Annotated in this window: 15 protein-coding genes and 1 tRNA gene; 13 read left to right on the forward strand and 3 right to left on the reverse strand. The window is 62.9% G+C overall.

Features of this window, described 5'->3' with window-relative positions; translation table 11 throughout:
* Nucleotides 1-24 precede the first annotated feature (24 nt).
* The 4 genes from UP09_RS35470 (at nt 25) to UP09_RS37970 (ending at nt 2231) form a co-directional block, all read left to right on the forward strand.
* Complete coding sequence (locus UP09_RS35470) at nt 25-270, forward strand: hypothetical protein (RefSeq protein ID WP_044543035.1); 246 nt, start codon at nt 25-27, stop codon at nt 268-270.
* Between the two features lie 120 nt (nt 271-390).
* Nucleotides 391-1119: a hypothetical protein gene (locus UP09_RS35475; protein WP_044543213.1), complete on the forward strand. Its 729-nt coding sequence runs from the start codon at nt 391-393 to the stop codon at nt 1117-1119.
* Between the two features lie 315 nt (nt 1120-1434).
* On the forward strand, nt 1435-1875 hold the full coding sequence (locus tag UP09_RS35480) for a hypothetical protein (protein ID WP_245302383.1): 441 nt from the start codon (nt 1435-1437) through the stop codon (nt 1873-1875).
* Nucleotides 1875-2231 (forward strand): hypothetical protein, encoded by a 357-nt coding sequence (locus UP09_RS37970; protein ID WP_156164942.1) that lies wholly within the window; start codon nt 1875-1877, stop codon nt 2229-2231. Before UP09_RS35480 ends, UP09_RS37970 begins: the two co-directional genes overlap by 1 nt.
* Nucleotides 2232-2803: 572 nt before the next feature.
* On the opposite strand, the gene UP09_RS35490 is transcribed toward UP09_RS37970, so the two are convergent.
* Together UP09_RS35490 and UP09_RS35495 are read right to left on the reverse strand one after the other, a co-directional pair.
* On the reverse strand, nt 2804-3397 hold the full coding sequence (locus UP09_RS35490; protein WP_245302386.1) for a helix-turn-helix domain-containing protein: 594 nt from the start codon (nt 3395-3397) through the stop codon (nt 2804-2806).
* A 163-nt stretch (nt 3398-3560) separates the two neighbouring features.
* Nucleotides 3561-3875, reverse strand: coding sequence for a hypothetical protein (locus tag UP09_RS35495; protein WP_044543040.1), 315 nt, complete (start codon nt 3873-3875; stop codon nt 3561-3563).
* Between the two features lie 20 nt (nt 3876-3895).
* Between UP09_RS35495 and UP09_RS35500 the strand changes: the two genes are divergently transcribed.
* The 8 genes from UP09_RS35500 (at nt 3896) to UP09_RS35535 (ending at nt 12789) form a co-directional block, all read left to right on the forward strand.
* Nucleotides 3896-5209: an MFS transporter gene (locus UP09_RS35500; protein WP_044543041.1), complete on the forward strand. Its 1314-nt coding sequence runs from the start codon at nt 3896-3898 to the stop codon at nt 5207-5209.
* An 87-nt stretch (nt 5210-5296) separates the two neighbouring features.
* A complete protein-coding gene (locus UP09_RS35505; RefSeq protein ID WP_044543042.1) occupies nt 5297-5824 on the forward strand; it encodes an MOSC domain-containing protein in 528 nt (175 codons plus the stop codon).
* Complete coding sequence (locus UP09_RS35510) at nt 5821-6777, forward strand: PDR/VanB family oxidoreductase (RefSeq protein WP_044543043.1); 957 nt, start codon at nt 5821-5823, stop codon at nt 6775-6777. The genes UP09_RS35505 and UP09_RS35510 overlap by 4 nt, the downstream gene beginning before the upstream one ends.
* A gap of 361 nt (nt 6778-7138) precedes the next feature.
* On the forward strand, nt 7139-8740 hold the full coding sequence (locus tag UP09_RS35515; RefSeq protein WP_044543044.1) for an ABC transporter substrate-binding protein: 1602 nt from the start codon (nt 7139-7141) through the stop codon (nt 8738-8740).
* Between the two features lie 84 nt (nt 8741-8824).
* Nucleotides 8825-9835, forward strand: a complete 1011-nt coding sequence (locus UP09_RS35520; RefSeq protein ID WP_044543045.1) for an ABC transporter permease subunit — start codon at nt 8825-8827, stop codon at nt 9833-9835.
* Nucleotides 9832-10743, forward strand: a complete 912-nt coding sequence (locus tag UP09_RS35525; RefSeq protein ID WP_044543046.1) for an ABC transporter permease subunit — start codon at nt 9832-9834, stop codon at nt 10741-10743. Before UP09_RS35520 ends, UP09_RS35525 begins: the two co-directional genes overlap by 4 nt.
* A 28-nt stretch (nt 10744-10771) precedes the next feature.
* Nucleotides 10772-11800: an ABC transporter ATP-binding protein gene (locus UP09_RS35530; protein WP_044543047.1), complete on the forward strand. Its 1029-nt coding sequence runs from the start codon at nt 10772-10774 to the stop codon at nt 11798-11800.
* Nucleotides 11797-12789 (forward strand): peptide ABC transporter ATP-binding protein, encoded by a 993-nt coding sequence (locus UP09_RS35535; RefSeq protein ID WP_044543048.1) that lies wholly within the window; start codon nt 11797-11799, stop codon nt 12787-12789. Before UP09_RS35530 ends, UP09_RS35535 begins: the two co-directional genes overlap by 4 nt.
* A gap of 396 nt (nt 12790-13185) precedes the next feature.
* On the opposite strand, the gene UP09_RS35540 is transcribed toward UP09_RS35535, so the two are convergent.
* Nucleotides 13186-13270, reverse strand: a tRNA-Leu gene (locus UP09_RS35540).
* 191 nt (nt 13271-13461) lie between these two features.
* Between UP09_RS35540 and UP09_RS35545 the strand changes: the two genes are divergently transcribed.
* Nucleotides 13462-13998 carry a disulfide bond formation protein B gene (locus UP09_RS35545; RefSeq protein ID WP_044543049.1) on the forward strand — a complete coding sequence of 179 codons (537 nt, stop codon included), beginning with the start codon at nt 13462-13464 and terminating at the stop codon, nt 13996-13998.
* Nucleotides 13999-14016 lie beyond the last annotated feature (18 nt).

The following is a 14016-nucleotide window of genomic DNA, read 5'->3' on the forward strand; positions in this document are numbered from 1 at the left end:
GCCGGCAATGGATGGGGATGCGACATGGATTTTGAGGCGCTGTTTGCCAAGAGCCCCGCGACGCTCGACGAACTCAGGACCCGGGTCTTCTACGCCCTGCAGCGTCATCCGCTGTGCCGCCAGGTCGAATTCGATATCGTCAGCACGCCGCGCACCCGCCGGACCAACTGGACCGTCAGCCTGCGCGCGGTCCAGCCCGGCGCGCTGTGGCCGGCCCATGAGATCGTCGCCGATATCCAGGAAGCCTATGAGCTTGCCGCCGCGGCCTGATTTTCGGCCGTTTCAGCACGATTTTCACCCAGTTTGGCGACCTCCCGCCGCCTTGGTGGCACGCTTAAGCCTCATTTGGCCTTCAGCTTGCGATGACACCGGCCGGGAATGGAGACGTTTTTGACCAGAGCCATCACCCTCGTCGCGCTGACCTGCTTCCTCCTTGCCGGCGTCGCGGTGACCGCCATCCTTGGCCGCGACAGCGTTCCGGCGGCGCCGTCCCGGCTTGCCGCTGCAACCGCCGAGGCGGCTCCGGTCTCCAACAAGGCCGGCAAGCAGGACAAGCTCGCGGTCGCCACGTTCGCCGTCGCCGCCTATGAGCCGCCCCAGGCGGCCGAACCACTGGCTGCACCGTCGCCGCTCCAGCTGCGCGCCCAATCCAACATCCCTGGCGCCAACATTCCGGGAGTATCCGACACCCTGCGGCAGGCCTATGCCTCCGCCGAACCCTCCGATGTCGGTCTGCCGAAGATCACCGAAACCGCACCGGTCCTCGCGGCATTGCCTAAACCGAAGGCTGCCGCCAAGCCGGCACCTCAGAAGAGCTACGCTCTGCTGAGCGACGCCCAGATCGCCGGCATCAAGGATCGGCTCAAACTGTCGTCGGATCAGGAATCCTACTGGCCGCCGGTCGAGACCGCGCTGCGCGCCGTTGCGCGCAAGATCCACGCGAAGCGGCAGGGCGATCCCACGACGGGGAATATACCGATCGATCCCGATTCCGAGGAAGTCCAGCAGCTGAAATCGGCGGCGATGCCGCTGCTGTTCCAGCTCCGCGAAGATCAGAAAAGCGAAGTGCGCTCGCTCGCGCGCCTGATCGGACTTGAACGAGTCGCTGCGATGATCTGATCGAGCGCAAGCTCGCATCCGTCAAAGACTTCAATCGACCTAACGCCGCGGCCGCGCGTCTTCGCGCACCGGTTCCATAGGAACGGCACCCCCGCCTCCACGTTGCCGCCCCGGACGAGGAGGCGAGCCATGCGGATATCGACAGCTTATTTTGCCGGCGCAGGAACGATTGTCGCGGCGATTGCGATCGGCGTGGGTGGTGGCTTCACGATTGCTAACATCGCGAACCCGCATGATCCGAGGCAGGAAACCAGCCGGCTCGACCGCCGAGGGGCGACCGAGCCAACCAAGGCAGCATCGACTCCTTCGGAGCCAGTGTCCTATCTCGCCGCAACGCAGGATGCCTCGACCAAGCCCGTCACGGTATCGCCGGCGCCGCAGCCGCAACAACCGCAAGTCTCGCAATCGAACAGTCCCGCAACGGCGCAGCCCGAAACAACCGGAGCACACGATGCGGCCGCGCAGCCACCTGCGCCTCCCGCGCAGACTGCTGCGCGCGAACCGGCTGTTTCGTCCGAGGGTCCAGTTGCAAATCCGAAAGCGCGCGATGCTGATCTGAGGCGGGCAGCCGCTGAAAAGCGGCGCGCCGACCGGCGTCAGCAATGGGCCGAACGCCGCCGTCTGCGGCAGGATGATGACCTGCGCGACGTGGAGCAGAAGGTGCGGGAGGAGACCGAGCCGCCGCGCATGCTGGGTGTTGATCCCATGCGGGCGCCGGCGCCGCGGAGTCGGTTGTTCGATGCAGGCGACGATTGATGGCATCGACGCTCATAGCACGCCCCATCACGCCGGGCGTCCGGTTCAAGCGGTCGTCATGCGAAGGCGTGGAACAGGATGCGCGCGAGCGCCTTAGTCTGATCAAGGAGATTTCGATGCCACATATCAATCGCGACCAAGTTACTGCCGAAGACCAAGTTACTGCCGAAACGGGCAAACAGGTACCGGCACGCCCTCATGACTCGGGCAGCGCAGCCAATGAGACCGTTGATGGACTCGACGCCACCGCCGAAGCATTGCGGCACGCGACGGAAGATACACCTGCTGGCGAAGGTCAGGGCAAGATTGAGAAAACACCGGTATTTGACCGAGCTGATCTGGCACCGAAAATCTGAGCTTTCAGCGGATATCAGCCCGGTACAGGCTCTAAATCGAGCGAAGAGTTGCATTCCGGACGCTATGGACGAACCGGCCTCGGCTTGGAGCTTGCCGCCGCTCGAACGTCATCTACACGCGTTCGTTCTGAACATGATGCGAAGAGATCGTCATGCTGGCCGACGTTCATGAGTTTGCATGCGAACCGTTACGCGATGAGAAAGCGGTAGCGGCCGGCAGGTCACGTTGCTCATCGTCGTGGAGCCGATCGCTCGGCTTCAGGACCTGGATGCTACCGGCTGCATTCCTTCGATTTTGACTTTCGGACCGCACCTAGTGTTCAAGCGTGCAGCCCGAAAAAGCCTGCAACAAAGAGAACGACAACGATCACGCCGATGATGTAAAAAACGTTCATGATGTACTCCGTTTGAGACGTACGAGATTTCAAATGAAACCACGCCGCTCGAACAAGAACGTCCTGGTCTGCAAGTATGTTCCGCCGGGCCCGCGGCCGGCGAAGGATATTGCGATTTTGAACAATTGAGGGATCGCTTGCGAACGCGCGCATGACGCGCCAGGCCGGCCGGCGCGTTCAGCGTTTCTCGGACTTGCCCGTGGCAATGACGATGAGGACCTCGGCCCTCTGCCGGCCAAGGCTGTTCACCTGATGCGGCGTCTCGCCGGAGAAGTACAGGCAATCGCCTTTTTCCAGCTTGAATTCCTCGCCGTCGAGTTCGATGGCGACCCGGCCGCTGACGACGAATAGCATTTCCTCGCCGGAGTGGAACGCCCTCTGAATTGTCTCACGCGTCCGGACCGAGGGCGGTGACGTTTTGAACGGGGGCCTGAGCAGAAATGGCTCCATGCTCTTGTGCGGACGTGCCGCGGCGAGCGCAAACAGGCCGAAGGAGCCGTTGGCTGCAGGCGCCGCGCCCTGATCTTCGTGCCGATGGAGGGTGTAGCGTGGCCCTGCTGCGGCTTTGGGATCGAAGAACGTGGCGACATTGACGTCCAGCGCCGCGGCCATGCGCATCAAGGCCGCAATGGACGGTGCCTTGAGCCCGCGCTCGACAAGCGAGATGTAACCGCGGGTCAGTTCGCTCATCCCGGCCAGCCGATCGAGCGTCAGTCCCTTGGCCGTCCGCAACTGGCGCAGATTGTCTCCGACGCCGGCGGTTTTGCTCATATCAAGCAAGGATCATCTCCTATCGTCAGGCCCCCTGCTGTGTGCCTGCGTGGCGGCAGGCACGCAAGAGCGCTCGGCGAATAACCACAGTGATGTGATCCCAATAGTAAACACGCGCTGCAAAAAGAGTTCGCTTTGGCGGCGAAATGATATGCAGAATCCGTCATAAACCAGCGAAATTGGCCCATTTCGTGAGCAGAAGCGACCTGCTGCGCTGTTTCTGGCCAAATACCTGATCTCGCGACGTTGATTCCTGCTGGTAAACATGATCGTCTTCCATCCTGCAGCCTTTGAGGGAAGGGCAGCCTTTGAGGGAATGGAGAGCCGGATCGTACCGGGAATGATCGATCACCGCGATCTCCTGAATTCCAACGCCCGCGCTGGGGCGCCGAGCAGCCAGCGATGATGCATCGAACGACCGGACTGTGCCGCGGGGAGCCTCGGCACGGAACGAAGACTTGCGCTTGAAACTGAACATGTCTTTTCAAGGAGCGAACAATGACCGTTGCGGAAGAGTTCAATGTCGCCGTTCCCGTCACCAACGATGTCGCCACGATGCGCCGCATCGTGTGGTCGAGCGTGATCGGCACCGCTGTCGAATGGTATGACTTCCTGATCTACGGCGCCGCCACCGCGCTGGTGTTCAACAAGATCTTCTTCGCCGCCGGAGATCCGGCGCTGGCGACCATCGCCGCGTTCGGGACCTACGCGGTCGGCTTTCTCGCCCGCCCGCTGGGCGCGGCGATCTTCGGCCATTTCGGCGATCGGGTCGGCCGCAAGGCGATGCTGGCCATTACCATCATGGTGATGGGGCTCGGGACCTTCCTGATCGGTCTGCTTCCGACCTATCAGCAGATCGGCGTCGCCGCGCCGGTGCTGCTGATCGTGCTGCGCTTCCTGCAGGGCATCGGCCTCGGCGGCGAGTGGGGCGGCGCCGTCCTGATGGTCGTCGAGAATTGTCCGACCGAGAAGCGCGGCCTGCTCGGCAGCATGGTGCAGGTCGGCAACCCCGTCGGCAATCTGGCGGCGATCGGCATGTTCGCGCTGGTCTCGCAATTGCCCGAGAGCGAATTCATCAGCTGGGGCTGGCGTATTCCATTTCTCGTCTCGATCCTCTTGGTCGGCGTCGGCCTGTGGATCAGGCTCAGCCTGGAAGAAACCGCAGCCTTCCGCCAGCTCAAGGCCAAGAACGAAGTCGTGCGGATGCCGATCGTCGAGATCTTCAAATATCATCGCCGCCCGTTCTTCACCGCGGTCGGCCTGAAAATCTCCGAAATCGCCTACGCCAGCATCGCCGGCGTGTTCATCATGTCCTACGCGACCACCACGCTCGGCCTGTCACGTGGCCTGGTGCTCAACGGTGCCTTCGTTGCGTCGTTTGTTGCGCTGTTCTCGATCCCGCTGTTCGGCTGGATGTCGGACAAGGTCGGCCGCAAGGCCATGTTCTATGCCAGCTGCGTGTTCTCGGCTTTGTTTGCCTTCCCGATGTTCTGGCTGCTCGATACCCGCGAGCCGGCCATCGTGATCGCGACGATTGTCGCAGCCATCAGCTTCGGCCAGATGGTGATGTTCGGGATCGGCGCGCCCTGGTACTCGGAGTTGTTCACCGCCAAGCTGCGCTACAGCGGCGCTTCGCTCGGCTTCCAGGTCGGAGCCGCGCTGAGCGGCGGGCTGAGCCCCCTGATCGCCGCCGGGCTGATGACTTGGGCCGGCGCCACCTGGCCGGTCTCGTTGTTCCTGATCGGCTGTGCGTTGATCACGGCGGTCGCGACATCGTTCGCGCCGGAGATGGCCAACAAGGAACTCAGCTGACGGCGGCGGAGCGATGCGCTCGCGCATCGCCCGCGGACCAGTGCGTTCCGAAACCAGAAACTGACGTCGCTCTCCGGGAGAAACGACATGCTCGATACAGTTCAGCAGCCCACAACATCATCACATGAATCCGTCGTACCATCATGGACCGGCGTGGTGCGCCATCTCCACCTCACGCCGCGGGCGTTCCTGCCGATGCGTTCGATGCCGGAGATCGTCTTGATCGCAGGCAAGGGCATCGAAGGCGATCGCTACATGATCGGCCGCGAGCAGGGCTTCTATTCGCACAAGCCGGAAGAGGGACGGCAGGTGACGCTGTTTGAAGATGAGACGCTGGTGGCGCTCAAGCGCGATCACAATATCGATCTCGGGCCTGAGGAACACCGGCGCAACGTCACCGTTGCCGGCGTGCCGCTGACGCATCTGGTCGGCCGCCGGTTCTGGCTCGGCGAAACCTTGCTCGAGGCGACGCGGCTGTCGATTCCCTGCCGGCACATCGAGGAGATCACCGGCAAGGCGATCTTCGATCCGCTGATCAATCGCTCCGGGCTCAATTGCCGGATCCTGCAAGGCGGCATCGTGCGGGTCGGCGATGCGGTACGGAACGACGCATGAGCGCGGCACCCATTACGACCGTCAAGACCGTGGTCGAGACCATCGAGGACAGCGGTGCCGGCGTAAAGCTGTTCTCGCTGGTCGATCCTGATCACTGGGAGTTGCCGCCGTTCCGGCCGGGCGCGCATATCGACCTGCATTTGCCGGGCGGACTGGTGCGGACCTATTCGCTCTGCAACGACCCCGCCGACGACTGCCGATATCTCGTCGCGGTCAAGCGCGAGGGCTGTGGCCGCGGCGGCTCGGTGAAACTGCATGATGAGATCAGGGTTGGTGACAGCATCGGCGTGTCGCTTCCGCGCGGCGGCCTGGACCTGCCGGACGATATCGAGAGGTTCATCTTTGTCGCCGGCGGCATCGGCGTCACGCCGTTTCTGTCGGCGGCCGCCTTTCTGAAGCGAACCGGACGGGCGGATTTCGCGCTGCATGTGCTGTCGCGGGGAGAGCCGCCGCTTCGACGCCTGCTGGCGCCGCTGGCCGCGTCCGGGCATCTGGTGCTGCACGACACCGCGGCGCGCGCGCGCCCCGAGCTTGCAAAAATCATCGGGCGCCAGCAGTGCCACATCGGTCTCGGCTGTTGCGGCCCTGAGAGCATGATCGACGATTTCGAGCACGCCGCGGGCGATTGGCCCGCCGGGCGCATCCACATCGAGCGTTTCGTGCCGCCGCCTCTGCCGGTCGATCCGAACGCAAAGCCCTATACTCTGGTGCTGGCCCGCTCCAGGCTTGAGACACGCGTCGCTCCGGGGCAGACCATGCTGTCCGCAATCCAGAGCCTCAATGTCGATATCCCGGCCTCCTGCTGCGGCGGCATCTGCGGCTCATGCAAAGTGAATTGGCTCGAAGGCGCGCCGGTCCATCGCGACCGTGTCCTCTCTCCAGCCGAGCGTGCCCGCAGCCTGATGGTCTGCGTTGCCGGCTCCGCGGATGATCGGTTGGTGCTGGATCTCTAGCAGGCGGCTGCGCGCGCAAAACTGCGGTCAATGCCGCCCTTGCAACCGCAGCTGCCGAGAGTCCGCATGGCGAACGGCTGGCGCTGGGAAAGTTCGGCTGCGAATCAGCCTCGTGATGCCATCCTCCCCGATCGAGCGAGCACGGCGCCGAAGCGCTGGCAGCCAAATTCAAGGCCGGCAGCCGCTAGTTCGGCAGAGGGTATTTTTGACCGCGATCGACGGTGTATTTCGATGGATGTTTCGGCGAGGCGTCGCCTTGGGACGCATTGACAGCAGCAACACCCAATCGCAAGCTCGTCTCAGGCGTCGTTGGCCCAGCCTGTGTCAACCGCGCCGAGAGAATTCACCAGGAGTCCTAACAGTGGACAGATCAATCCTGCTCGCCGCCGTCTGCGCTTCGGCGATAGTGGCAGCTTCGGCCGCTTCCGCCAAAACCTTGGTTTTCTGCTCGGAAGGCAGCCCGGAAAACTTTTATCCCGGCGTCAACACGACCGGGACGTCGTTCGACGGCAATGAGCCGATCTACAACCGCATTGTCGAGTTCGAGCGCGGCGGCACGCAAGTGGTGCCGGGTCTCGCGGAAAAATGGACGATCTCGCCGGATGGCACCACCTATACCTTCGAGCTGCGTAAGGGCGTGAAGTGGCATTCGACGTCCAAGTCGTTCAAGCCGACGCGGGACTTTAATGCCGACGACGTCATATTCTCGATCGAGCGGCAATGGAAGGAAGACAATCCGTATTTCAAGGTGACGAGTTCGAATCATTCCTATTTCGGCGACATGGGCATGCCGAAATTGTTGAAGTCGGTCGAGAAGGTCGACGACTACACCATCAAGATCACGCTCAACCAGCCGGAAGCCCCCTTCCTCGCCGATCTCGCGATGGCGTATGCGGCCATCCAGTCGAAGGAATACGCGGATGCGATGCTGAAGGCCGGCACGCCCGAGAAGATCGACCAGGATCCGATCGGCACCGGCCCGTTCTATCTGGTGCAGTACCAGAAAGACGCCGTGATCCGGTACAAGGCGTTCCCCGAGTTCTGGGGCGGCAAGGCGAAGATCGACGATCTCGTCTATTCGATCACGCCGGATGCATCCGTTCGCTGGGCCAAGCTCCAGAAGGGCGAATGCGACGTGATGCCTTATCCAAACCCGGCCGACATCGACGCGATCAGAAAGGATCCGAACGTCACGATCCTGGAACAGCCGGGCCTCAACGTCGGTTATCTGGCGTTCCAGACGCAGAAGAAGCCTTTCGACGACGTGCGCGTGCGCAAGGCGATCAGCATGGCGATCGACAAGAAGGCGATCATCGACGCCGTCTATCTGTCGACGGGCATCGCGGCCAAGAACCCGATCCCGCCCACGATGTGGTCGTACAACGACAGCATCAAGGACGATCCGTTCGATCCGGCGGCGGCCAAGAAGTTGCTGGCCGAGGCCGGATACCCGAACGGTTTGGAAACCGATCTGTGGGCCATGCCGGTGCAGCGGCCCTACAATCCCAACGCCAAGCGCATTGCCGAGTTGATGCAGGCCGACCTCGCCAAGATCGGCGTCAAGGCCGAGATCAAGTCGTTCGAATGGGGCGAATACCGCAAGCGGATGCAGAACGGCGAGCACCAGATGGGCATGCTGGGCTGGACCGGCGACAATGGCGACCCTGACAACTTCCTGCACACATTGCTCGGTTGCGCCTCAGCGCAAACGGCATCGGGTTCGAATATCGCAAAATTCTGCTACAAGCCGTTCGACGATCTGGTCGTGAAGGCCAAAACCGTCAGCGATCAGGCCGAGCGGGCCAAGCTGTACGAACAGGCCCAGGTGATCTTCAAGGAGCAGGCGCCCTGGTTCACCATCGCGCATGCGGTGCAGTTGAAACCCGTCAACAAGCGGGTGATCGACTTCAAGCTGTCGCCGTTCGGACGCCACACCTTCTACGGCGTCGACGTCAAGGAGTAGCAGGAGACAGGGGCGGCGTGGCCTTGGCTGCTCCGCCCATTCTTCTTTATCCTTTCCCTTGCGGGAAGTGTGACAGGAAACGGCATGCTCCGGTTCGTTCTTACCCGGCTGAGCCTCGTGGTTCCGACCTTCGTCGGAATCACGTTGCTTGTGTTCGTGCTTATCCGTTTGATCCCTGGCGATCCCATTGAGACGATGGCGGGCGAACGCGGCATCGATCCGACCCGGCTCGCGCAATTGCGCAAGGACTACGGCTTCGATCAGCCGGTGTTGGTGCAATACGGCCTCTATCTGTCGCGGCTGGTGCATGGCGACCTCGGTCGCTCGATCGTCACCCATGAGCCGGTGATTTCCGAATTCCGGACGTTGTTCCCGGCGACGATCGAGCTATCGGTTTGCGCGATCCTGTTTGCTCTGTGCCTCGGGTTGCCGGCCGGCATCATCGCTGCGGTCCGGCGCAACTCCATCTTCGATCATGGCGTGATGGGGATCTCGCTTACCGGATATTCGATGCCGATTTTCTGGTGGGGATTGCTGCTGATCCTGCTTTTTTCGGTGCAACTTGGCTGGACTCCGGTGTCGGGCCGGATCGCAGTGCAATACTTCATCGAACCGGTGACCGGCTTCCTGCTTATCGACGCGCTGCTGGCCGGTGATTTCGGCGCGTTTCGCTCGGCCTTGTCACATCTCGTGCTGCCCATGATCGTGCTCGGCACGGTGCCGCTCGCCGTAATCGCCCGCATGACGCGGTCCGCCATGCTCGAGGTCCTGGGAGAAGATTACATCCGCACCGCCCGCGCCAAGGGGTTGCCGCGTTTCCGGGTGATCGCGATCCATGCATTGCGCAATGCGCTGATCCCGGTGGTGACGGTGATCGGGCTGCAGGTCGGCGTCCTGTTTACTGGCGCGATCCTCACGGAGACCATTTTTTCCTGGCCGGGCGTGGGCAAATGGCTGATCGAGGCTATCAACCGCCGCGACTATCCGGTGCTGCAGGGCGGCACTCTGTTGATCGGCACCATCGTCATGATCGTCAATTTGCTGGTTGACGTTACCTATGGGCTGATCAATCCCCGCATCCGGTACACCAGATGACCGCCGGAGTTTTCAAAACTCCCGTCGTCGTGGCGCAAGCAAGCGCTCCGCCGCATCCGCTGTTGGAATTCTGGTCCTATTTCAAAGCAAATTTCGGCGCCGTGGCGGGCCTCGTCGTGATCGTGGTTCTGGTTTTGCTCGCGCTCTTTGCCGATTTCGTTGCGCCACATTCCCCGATCCTCACCAACAATACGGCCTTTCTCAAACCCCCCGTCTGGCAGCAGGGTGGATCGATCGCCTATCCGTTGGGCACCGACGCGATCGGCCGCGATATTCTGTCCCGTCTCATCCATGGAGCGCGGCTTTCGCTTCTGATCGGCATCGCGGTGGTGACGTTGTCGGTGATATCAGGGACGATCCTCGGTCTGGTGGCGGGTTTTTTCAGGGGCGTGATCGAGATCGCGATCATGCGGCTGATGGACATCACGTTGACGCTGCCAAGCCTTTTGCTCGCGATCGTGATCGTTGCGATCCTCGGGCCGGGCTTGATGAATGCGATGCTGGCGGTCGCTGTCGTGCTCCTGCCGCACTATGTGCGGATCACGCGCGCGGCCGTCATCAGCGAAGTCTCGAAGGATTACGTCACCGCGGCCAAAGTCGCAGGCGCCGGCCGGCTCCGGCTGATGTTCAAGGAGGTGCTGCCGAATTGCGCAGCGCCCCTAATCGTGCAGGCGACGCTCGGCATTTCGACCGCGATCCTGGACGCGGCCGCGCTCGGCTTTCTCGGTCTCGGTGCGCAACCGCCCTTGCCGGAGTGGGGAACCATGTTGGCGGACGCGCGCGAATTCGTGCTGCGGGCTTGGTGGGTCGTCACGCTTCCAGGCTTGGCGATCCTCGTGACCGTGCTGGCCTTCAACCTTCTGGGCGACGGACTGCGCGATGCGCTCGATCCCAAGCTCAAGCGATAGCGTGTGATCACTGTCGAAAGTCGATCTGATGCCGCTCCTCGAGATTGAAAATCTATCGGTCACGTTTCCATCCCAGAACGGAATGGTGCGCGCCGTGGATGGCGTCAACATCATGCTCGAAAAAGGCGAGGTGCTGGGGATCGTTGGCGAATCCGGCTCCGGCAAGAGCGTCGGCATGTTGGCTCTGATGGGACTCGTGCCCTATCCAGGGCGCGTCCAGGCCGACAAGCTGTTGTTCGAGGGGCGGAATCTGCAGACCTTGTCTGACCGCGAACGGCGCGCGCTCACCGGCAAGGACGTCGCGATGATCTTCCAGGAGCCGACGACATCGCTTAATCCTTCTTTCACGATCGGCTATCAGCTGGCCGAGACGTTGCATATCCATGAAGGGATGGATCGCAAGGCTGCGCGGCGGCGCGTGATCGAACTCCTGGATCAAGTCGGCATTCCGGCTCCGGAGAGCCGGCTGTCGGCCTATCCGCACCAGCTCTCGGGCGGCATGAACCAGCGCGTCATGATTGCGATGGCGATCGCCTGCAATCCGAAGCTCCTGATCGCCGATGAGCCGACGACGGCGCTCGATGTCACTATCCAGGTGCAGATTCTCGATCTTCTGCTGTCTCTGCAACGCGATCGTGGCATGGCGCTGATCCTCATCACCCATAACATGGGAGTGGTCTCGGACACCACCGAGCGGGTCGCCGTCATGTATGCGGGCCAGATCATGGAACAGCGCCCGACGCAGAGCCTGTTCGCGTCGCCGCAGCATCCCTATACGGCCGCGTTGCTGGCGGCACGCCCGGAGGCGAGCGACGGCGGGCGGCTCGCTACCATTCCGGGGGTGGTGCCGGGACTCCACGATCGGCCACGAGGGTGCCTGTTTGGTCCGCGTTGCGCCCATGCGACGCTGCTGACCGACGAAGTGCGTCCCGGCCTGCGCCCCTGGATGGACGGACTGATCCGTTGTCATTATCCGCTCGGCGATCCGACACGGGACGGACGCATCGCGGCCGATCGGGGCGGCGCGCCGATTCTCAAGCGCGGGACGGTGTTATGACGGCGCTTGTCACCGCAACCGATCTCAAGCGCAGCTACGAAATCAAGCAGGGCTGGTTCCGCCGCCCGGCGCATCTGCAGGCCGTGGGCGGGGTTTCTTTCACGCTTGAAACCGGCAAGACGCTGGCAGTCGTAGGCGAATCCGGTTGCGGCAAGTCGACGCTCGCGAGGCTTGTGACTCTCATCGAGAAGCCGAGCGGCGGCAGACTGATGCTCGACGGGGTCGATGCGGTTGATCCTCCGGCCAGCACTGTGAAGACGTTGCGCCGAACCGTGCAGATTGTGTTTCAAAACCCCTATGGGTCGCTCAACCCCCGCAAACGCATTGGCGCCATACTCGAAGAGCCGCTGATCATCAACACCAAGCTGTCAAAGCCGGACCGGCGGGCGCAGGCGCTCGACATGATGGCGAAGGTCGGGCTGCGGCCGGAGCAATATGGCCGCTATCCGCACATGTTCTCGGGCGGCCAGCGTCAGCGTATCGCGATCGCGCGCGCCTTGATGTTGCGGCCGAAGCTGTTGGTTGCCGACGAGCCGGTCTCCGCGCTCGACATGTCGGTGCAGGCGCAGGTTCTCAACCTCCTGGTCGATCTGCAGCGCGAGCTGGGGCTGGCTTATCTCTTCATCTCGCACGATCTCGCCGTGGTGCGTCACATCGCCGACGACGTGATGATCATGTATCTGGGGATCGCTGTGGAGCATGGGCCGAAAGAGCGCATCTTTGCGCGGCCGCTGCATCCCTATACGCAGGCCTTGCTTGACGCGACGCCTGGCCTTCGCAAACGCCAGCGGATCGTGCCGAAGGGCGAGTTGCCTTCGCCGCTCGATCCGCCGAAGGGCTGTGTCTTTTCGACCCGCTGTCCCTCTGTGACGGATCTCTGCCGCGCGCAGCGTCCGCTCTTGCGCCCACTCGACGGCCGCCTCGTCGCCTGCCACTACGCCGAGCGTTTCCTGGAAATACAGCATTACGGTGACAGTGCACTAAACTGACGCGTTGAAGCCGGACAAGGGTTGACGGGTCGCTAATCGTCGAGCGAGGAGTTTGGTGCACTGGCACCGTAATTCGAGGGCGGTGCGAGAGGCGTCTGCGTTATTTCGGAATAATGGAAGTGTGGCTCTGAGTTGCCCGACGTGTCAAGCGGTTTCGGAACATGCGCGAGGCGTCGCCCGCGCGATCCTACTTTGCATGGGGTTGTTTTGCGGATTTTTGGGGGGCCGCCTGCACCAGCGGCCGCTCGAACGAGTCCCATCGGTCGGAGGTGGCTGCGCCAGGCGTAGCCCGGGCCAGTCCGTCTTCGCTCTCGCGCTGCTCGAGCTTCGCCGGACACGCTTCGCCGTCGCGGCCGTTTCGTGGCTGCGCCACGCGGAGCCCGCGAGGGCGTAGCGTGGTGCCCCTGGCCGGAATCGAACCAGCACTCCTTGCGGAACTCGATTTTGAGTCGAGCGCGTCTACCAGTTCCGCCACAGGGGCATTCGCGATTCAAGCCGTGAACGGCCGGGGTCGCGAAGCGGGCGGGACTATAGCGGCCGGTCGGTTGCGGTCAACCCGCGCGGATGTGATTGTCCCGCGCCTCGACAGCGGTATTTGCGCGCGATACCACCCGGATCGGGCACGGAATCCGGGTCATCCCCACCGGATCGGGTGCCTGCAGGAGACCAGCCGTGACGCTCGCCACCGCTCACCCGTCGCACGCCCCCGCCGCCGCCAATCCGGCCCTGACGGCGTCGGCGGCCATTGCCTTGATCGCGGCGGCGACGCTGGCCGGCGCCTGGTTCTTCCAGCTGGTGCTGGAGATCCTGCCCTGTCCGCTCTGCCTCGAGCAGCGCTATGCCTATTACGTCGCGGTCCCGCTCGGTGCCGTGGTCGCGTTGGCGGCCGCCCGGGGCGCGCCGCGCCCGGTGCTGCTCGCCGGCCTTCTCATTCTCGGCCTTGCCGCGCTCGCCAACGCCGGGCTCGGCACCTATCATTCCGGCGTCGAATGGGGGTTCTGGCAGGGGCCGACCGATTGCACCGGCCCGATCGTCAATCTCGGCAGCGCCGGCAGTCTCCTGGAGCGGCTCGACAAGGTGAAAGTGGTCCGCTGCGACGAGGTGCAGTGGCGCTTTCTCGGGCTCTCGCTCGCCGGCTACAACGTGCTGATCTCGCTGCTGATGGCCGTGATCGCAGGCTGGGGCGTGGTGAAGACGGCGAAGGTCTGACTACCCAATCGTACAATT

Origin of the sequence: Bradyrhizobium sp. LTSP885 (genome assembly GCF_000938305.1) — a bacterium.
In the GTDB taxonomy this organism is placed as follows: Bacteria; Pseudomonadota; Alphaproteobacteria; order Rhizobiales; family Xanthobacteraceae; genus Bradyrhizobium.

Excerpts from the sequence above, each read along its gene's own strand:
- UP09_RS35470 (WP_044543035.1), top strand. The coding sequence starts at position 25 with ATGGATTTTGAGGCGCTGTTTGCCAAGAGCCCCGCGACGCTCGACGAA.
- UP09_RS37970 (WP_156164942.1), top strand. The coding sequence starts at position 1,875 with ATGGCATCGACGCTCATAGCACGCCCCATCACGCCGGGCGTCCGGTTC.
- UP09_RS35490 (WP_245302386.1), bottom strand. The coding sequence starts at position 3,397 with ATGAGCAAAACCGCCGGCGTCGGAGACAATCTGCGCCAGTTGCGGACG.
- UP09_RS35495 (WP_044543040.1), bottom strand. The coding sequence starts at position 3,875 with ATGTTCAGTTTCAAGCGCAAGTCTTCGTTCCGTGCCGAGGCTCCCCGC.
- UP09_RS35500 (WP_044543041.1), top strand. The coding sequence starts at position 3,896 with ATGACCGTTGCGGAAGAGTTCAATGTCGCCGTTCCCGTCACCAACGAT.
- UP09_RS35505 (WP_044543042.1), top strand. The coding sequence starts at position 5,297 with ATGCTCGATACAGTTCAGCAGCCCACAACATCATCACATGAATCCGTC.
- UP09_RS35510 (WP_044543043.1), top strand. The coding sequence starts at position 5,821 with ATGAGCGCGGCACCCATTACGACCGTCAAGACCGTGGTCGAGACCATC.
- UP09_RS35520 (WP_044543045.1), top strand. The coding sequence starts at position 8,825 with ATGCTCCGGTTCGTTCTTACCCGGCTGAGCCTCGTGGTTCCGACCTTC.
- UP09_RS35525 (WP_044543046.1), top strand. The coding sequence starts at position 9,832 with ATGACCGCCGGAGTTTTCAAAACTCCCGTCGTCGTGGCGCAAGCAAGC.
- UP09_RS35530 (WP_044543047.1), top strand. The coding sequence starts at position 10,772 with ATGCCGCTCCTCGAGATTGAAAATCTATCGGTCACGTTTCCATCCCAG.
- UP09_RS35535 (WP_044543048.1), top strand. The coding sequence starts at position 11,797 with ATGACGGCGCTTGTCACCGCAACCGATCTCAAGCGCAGCTACGAAATC.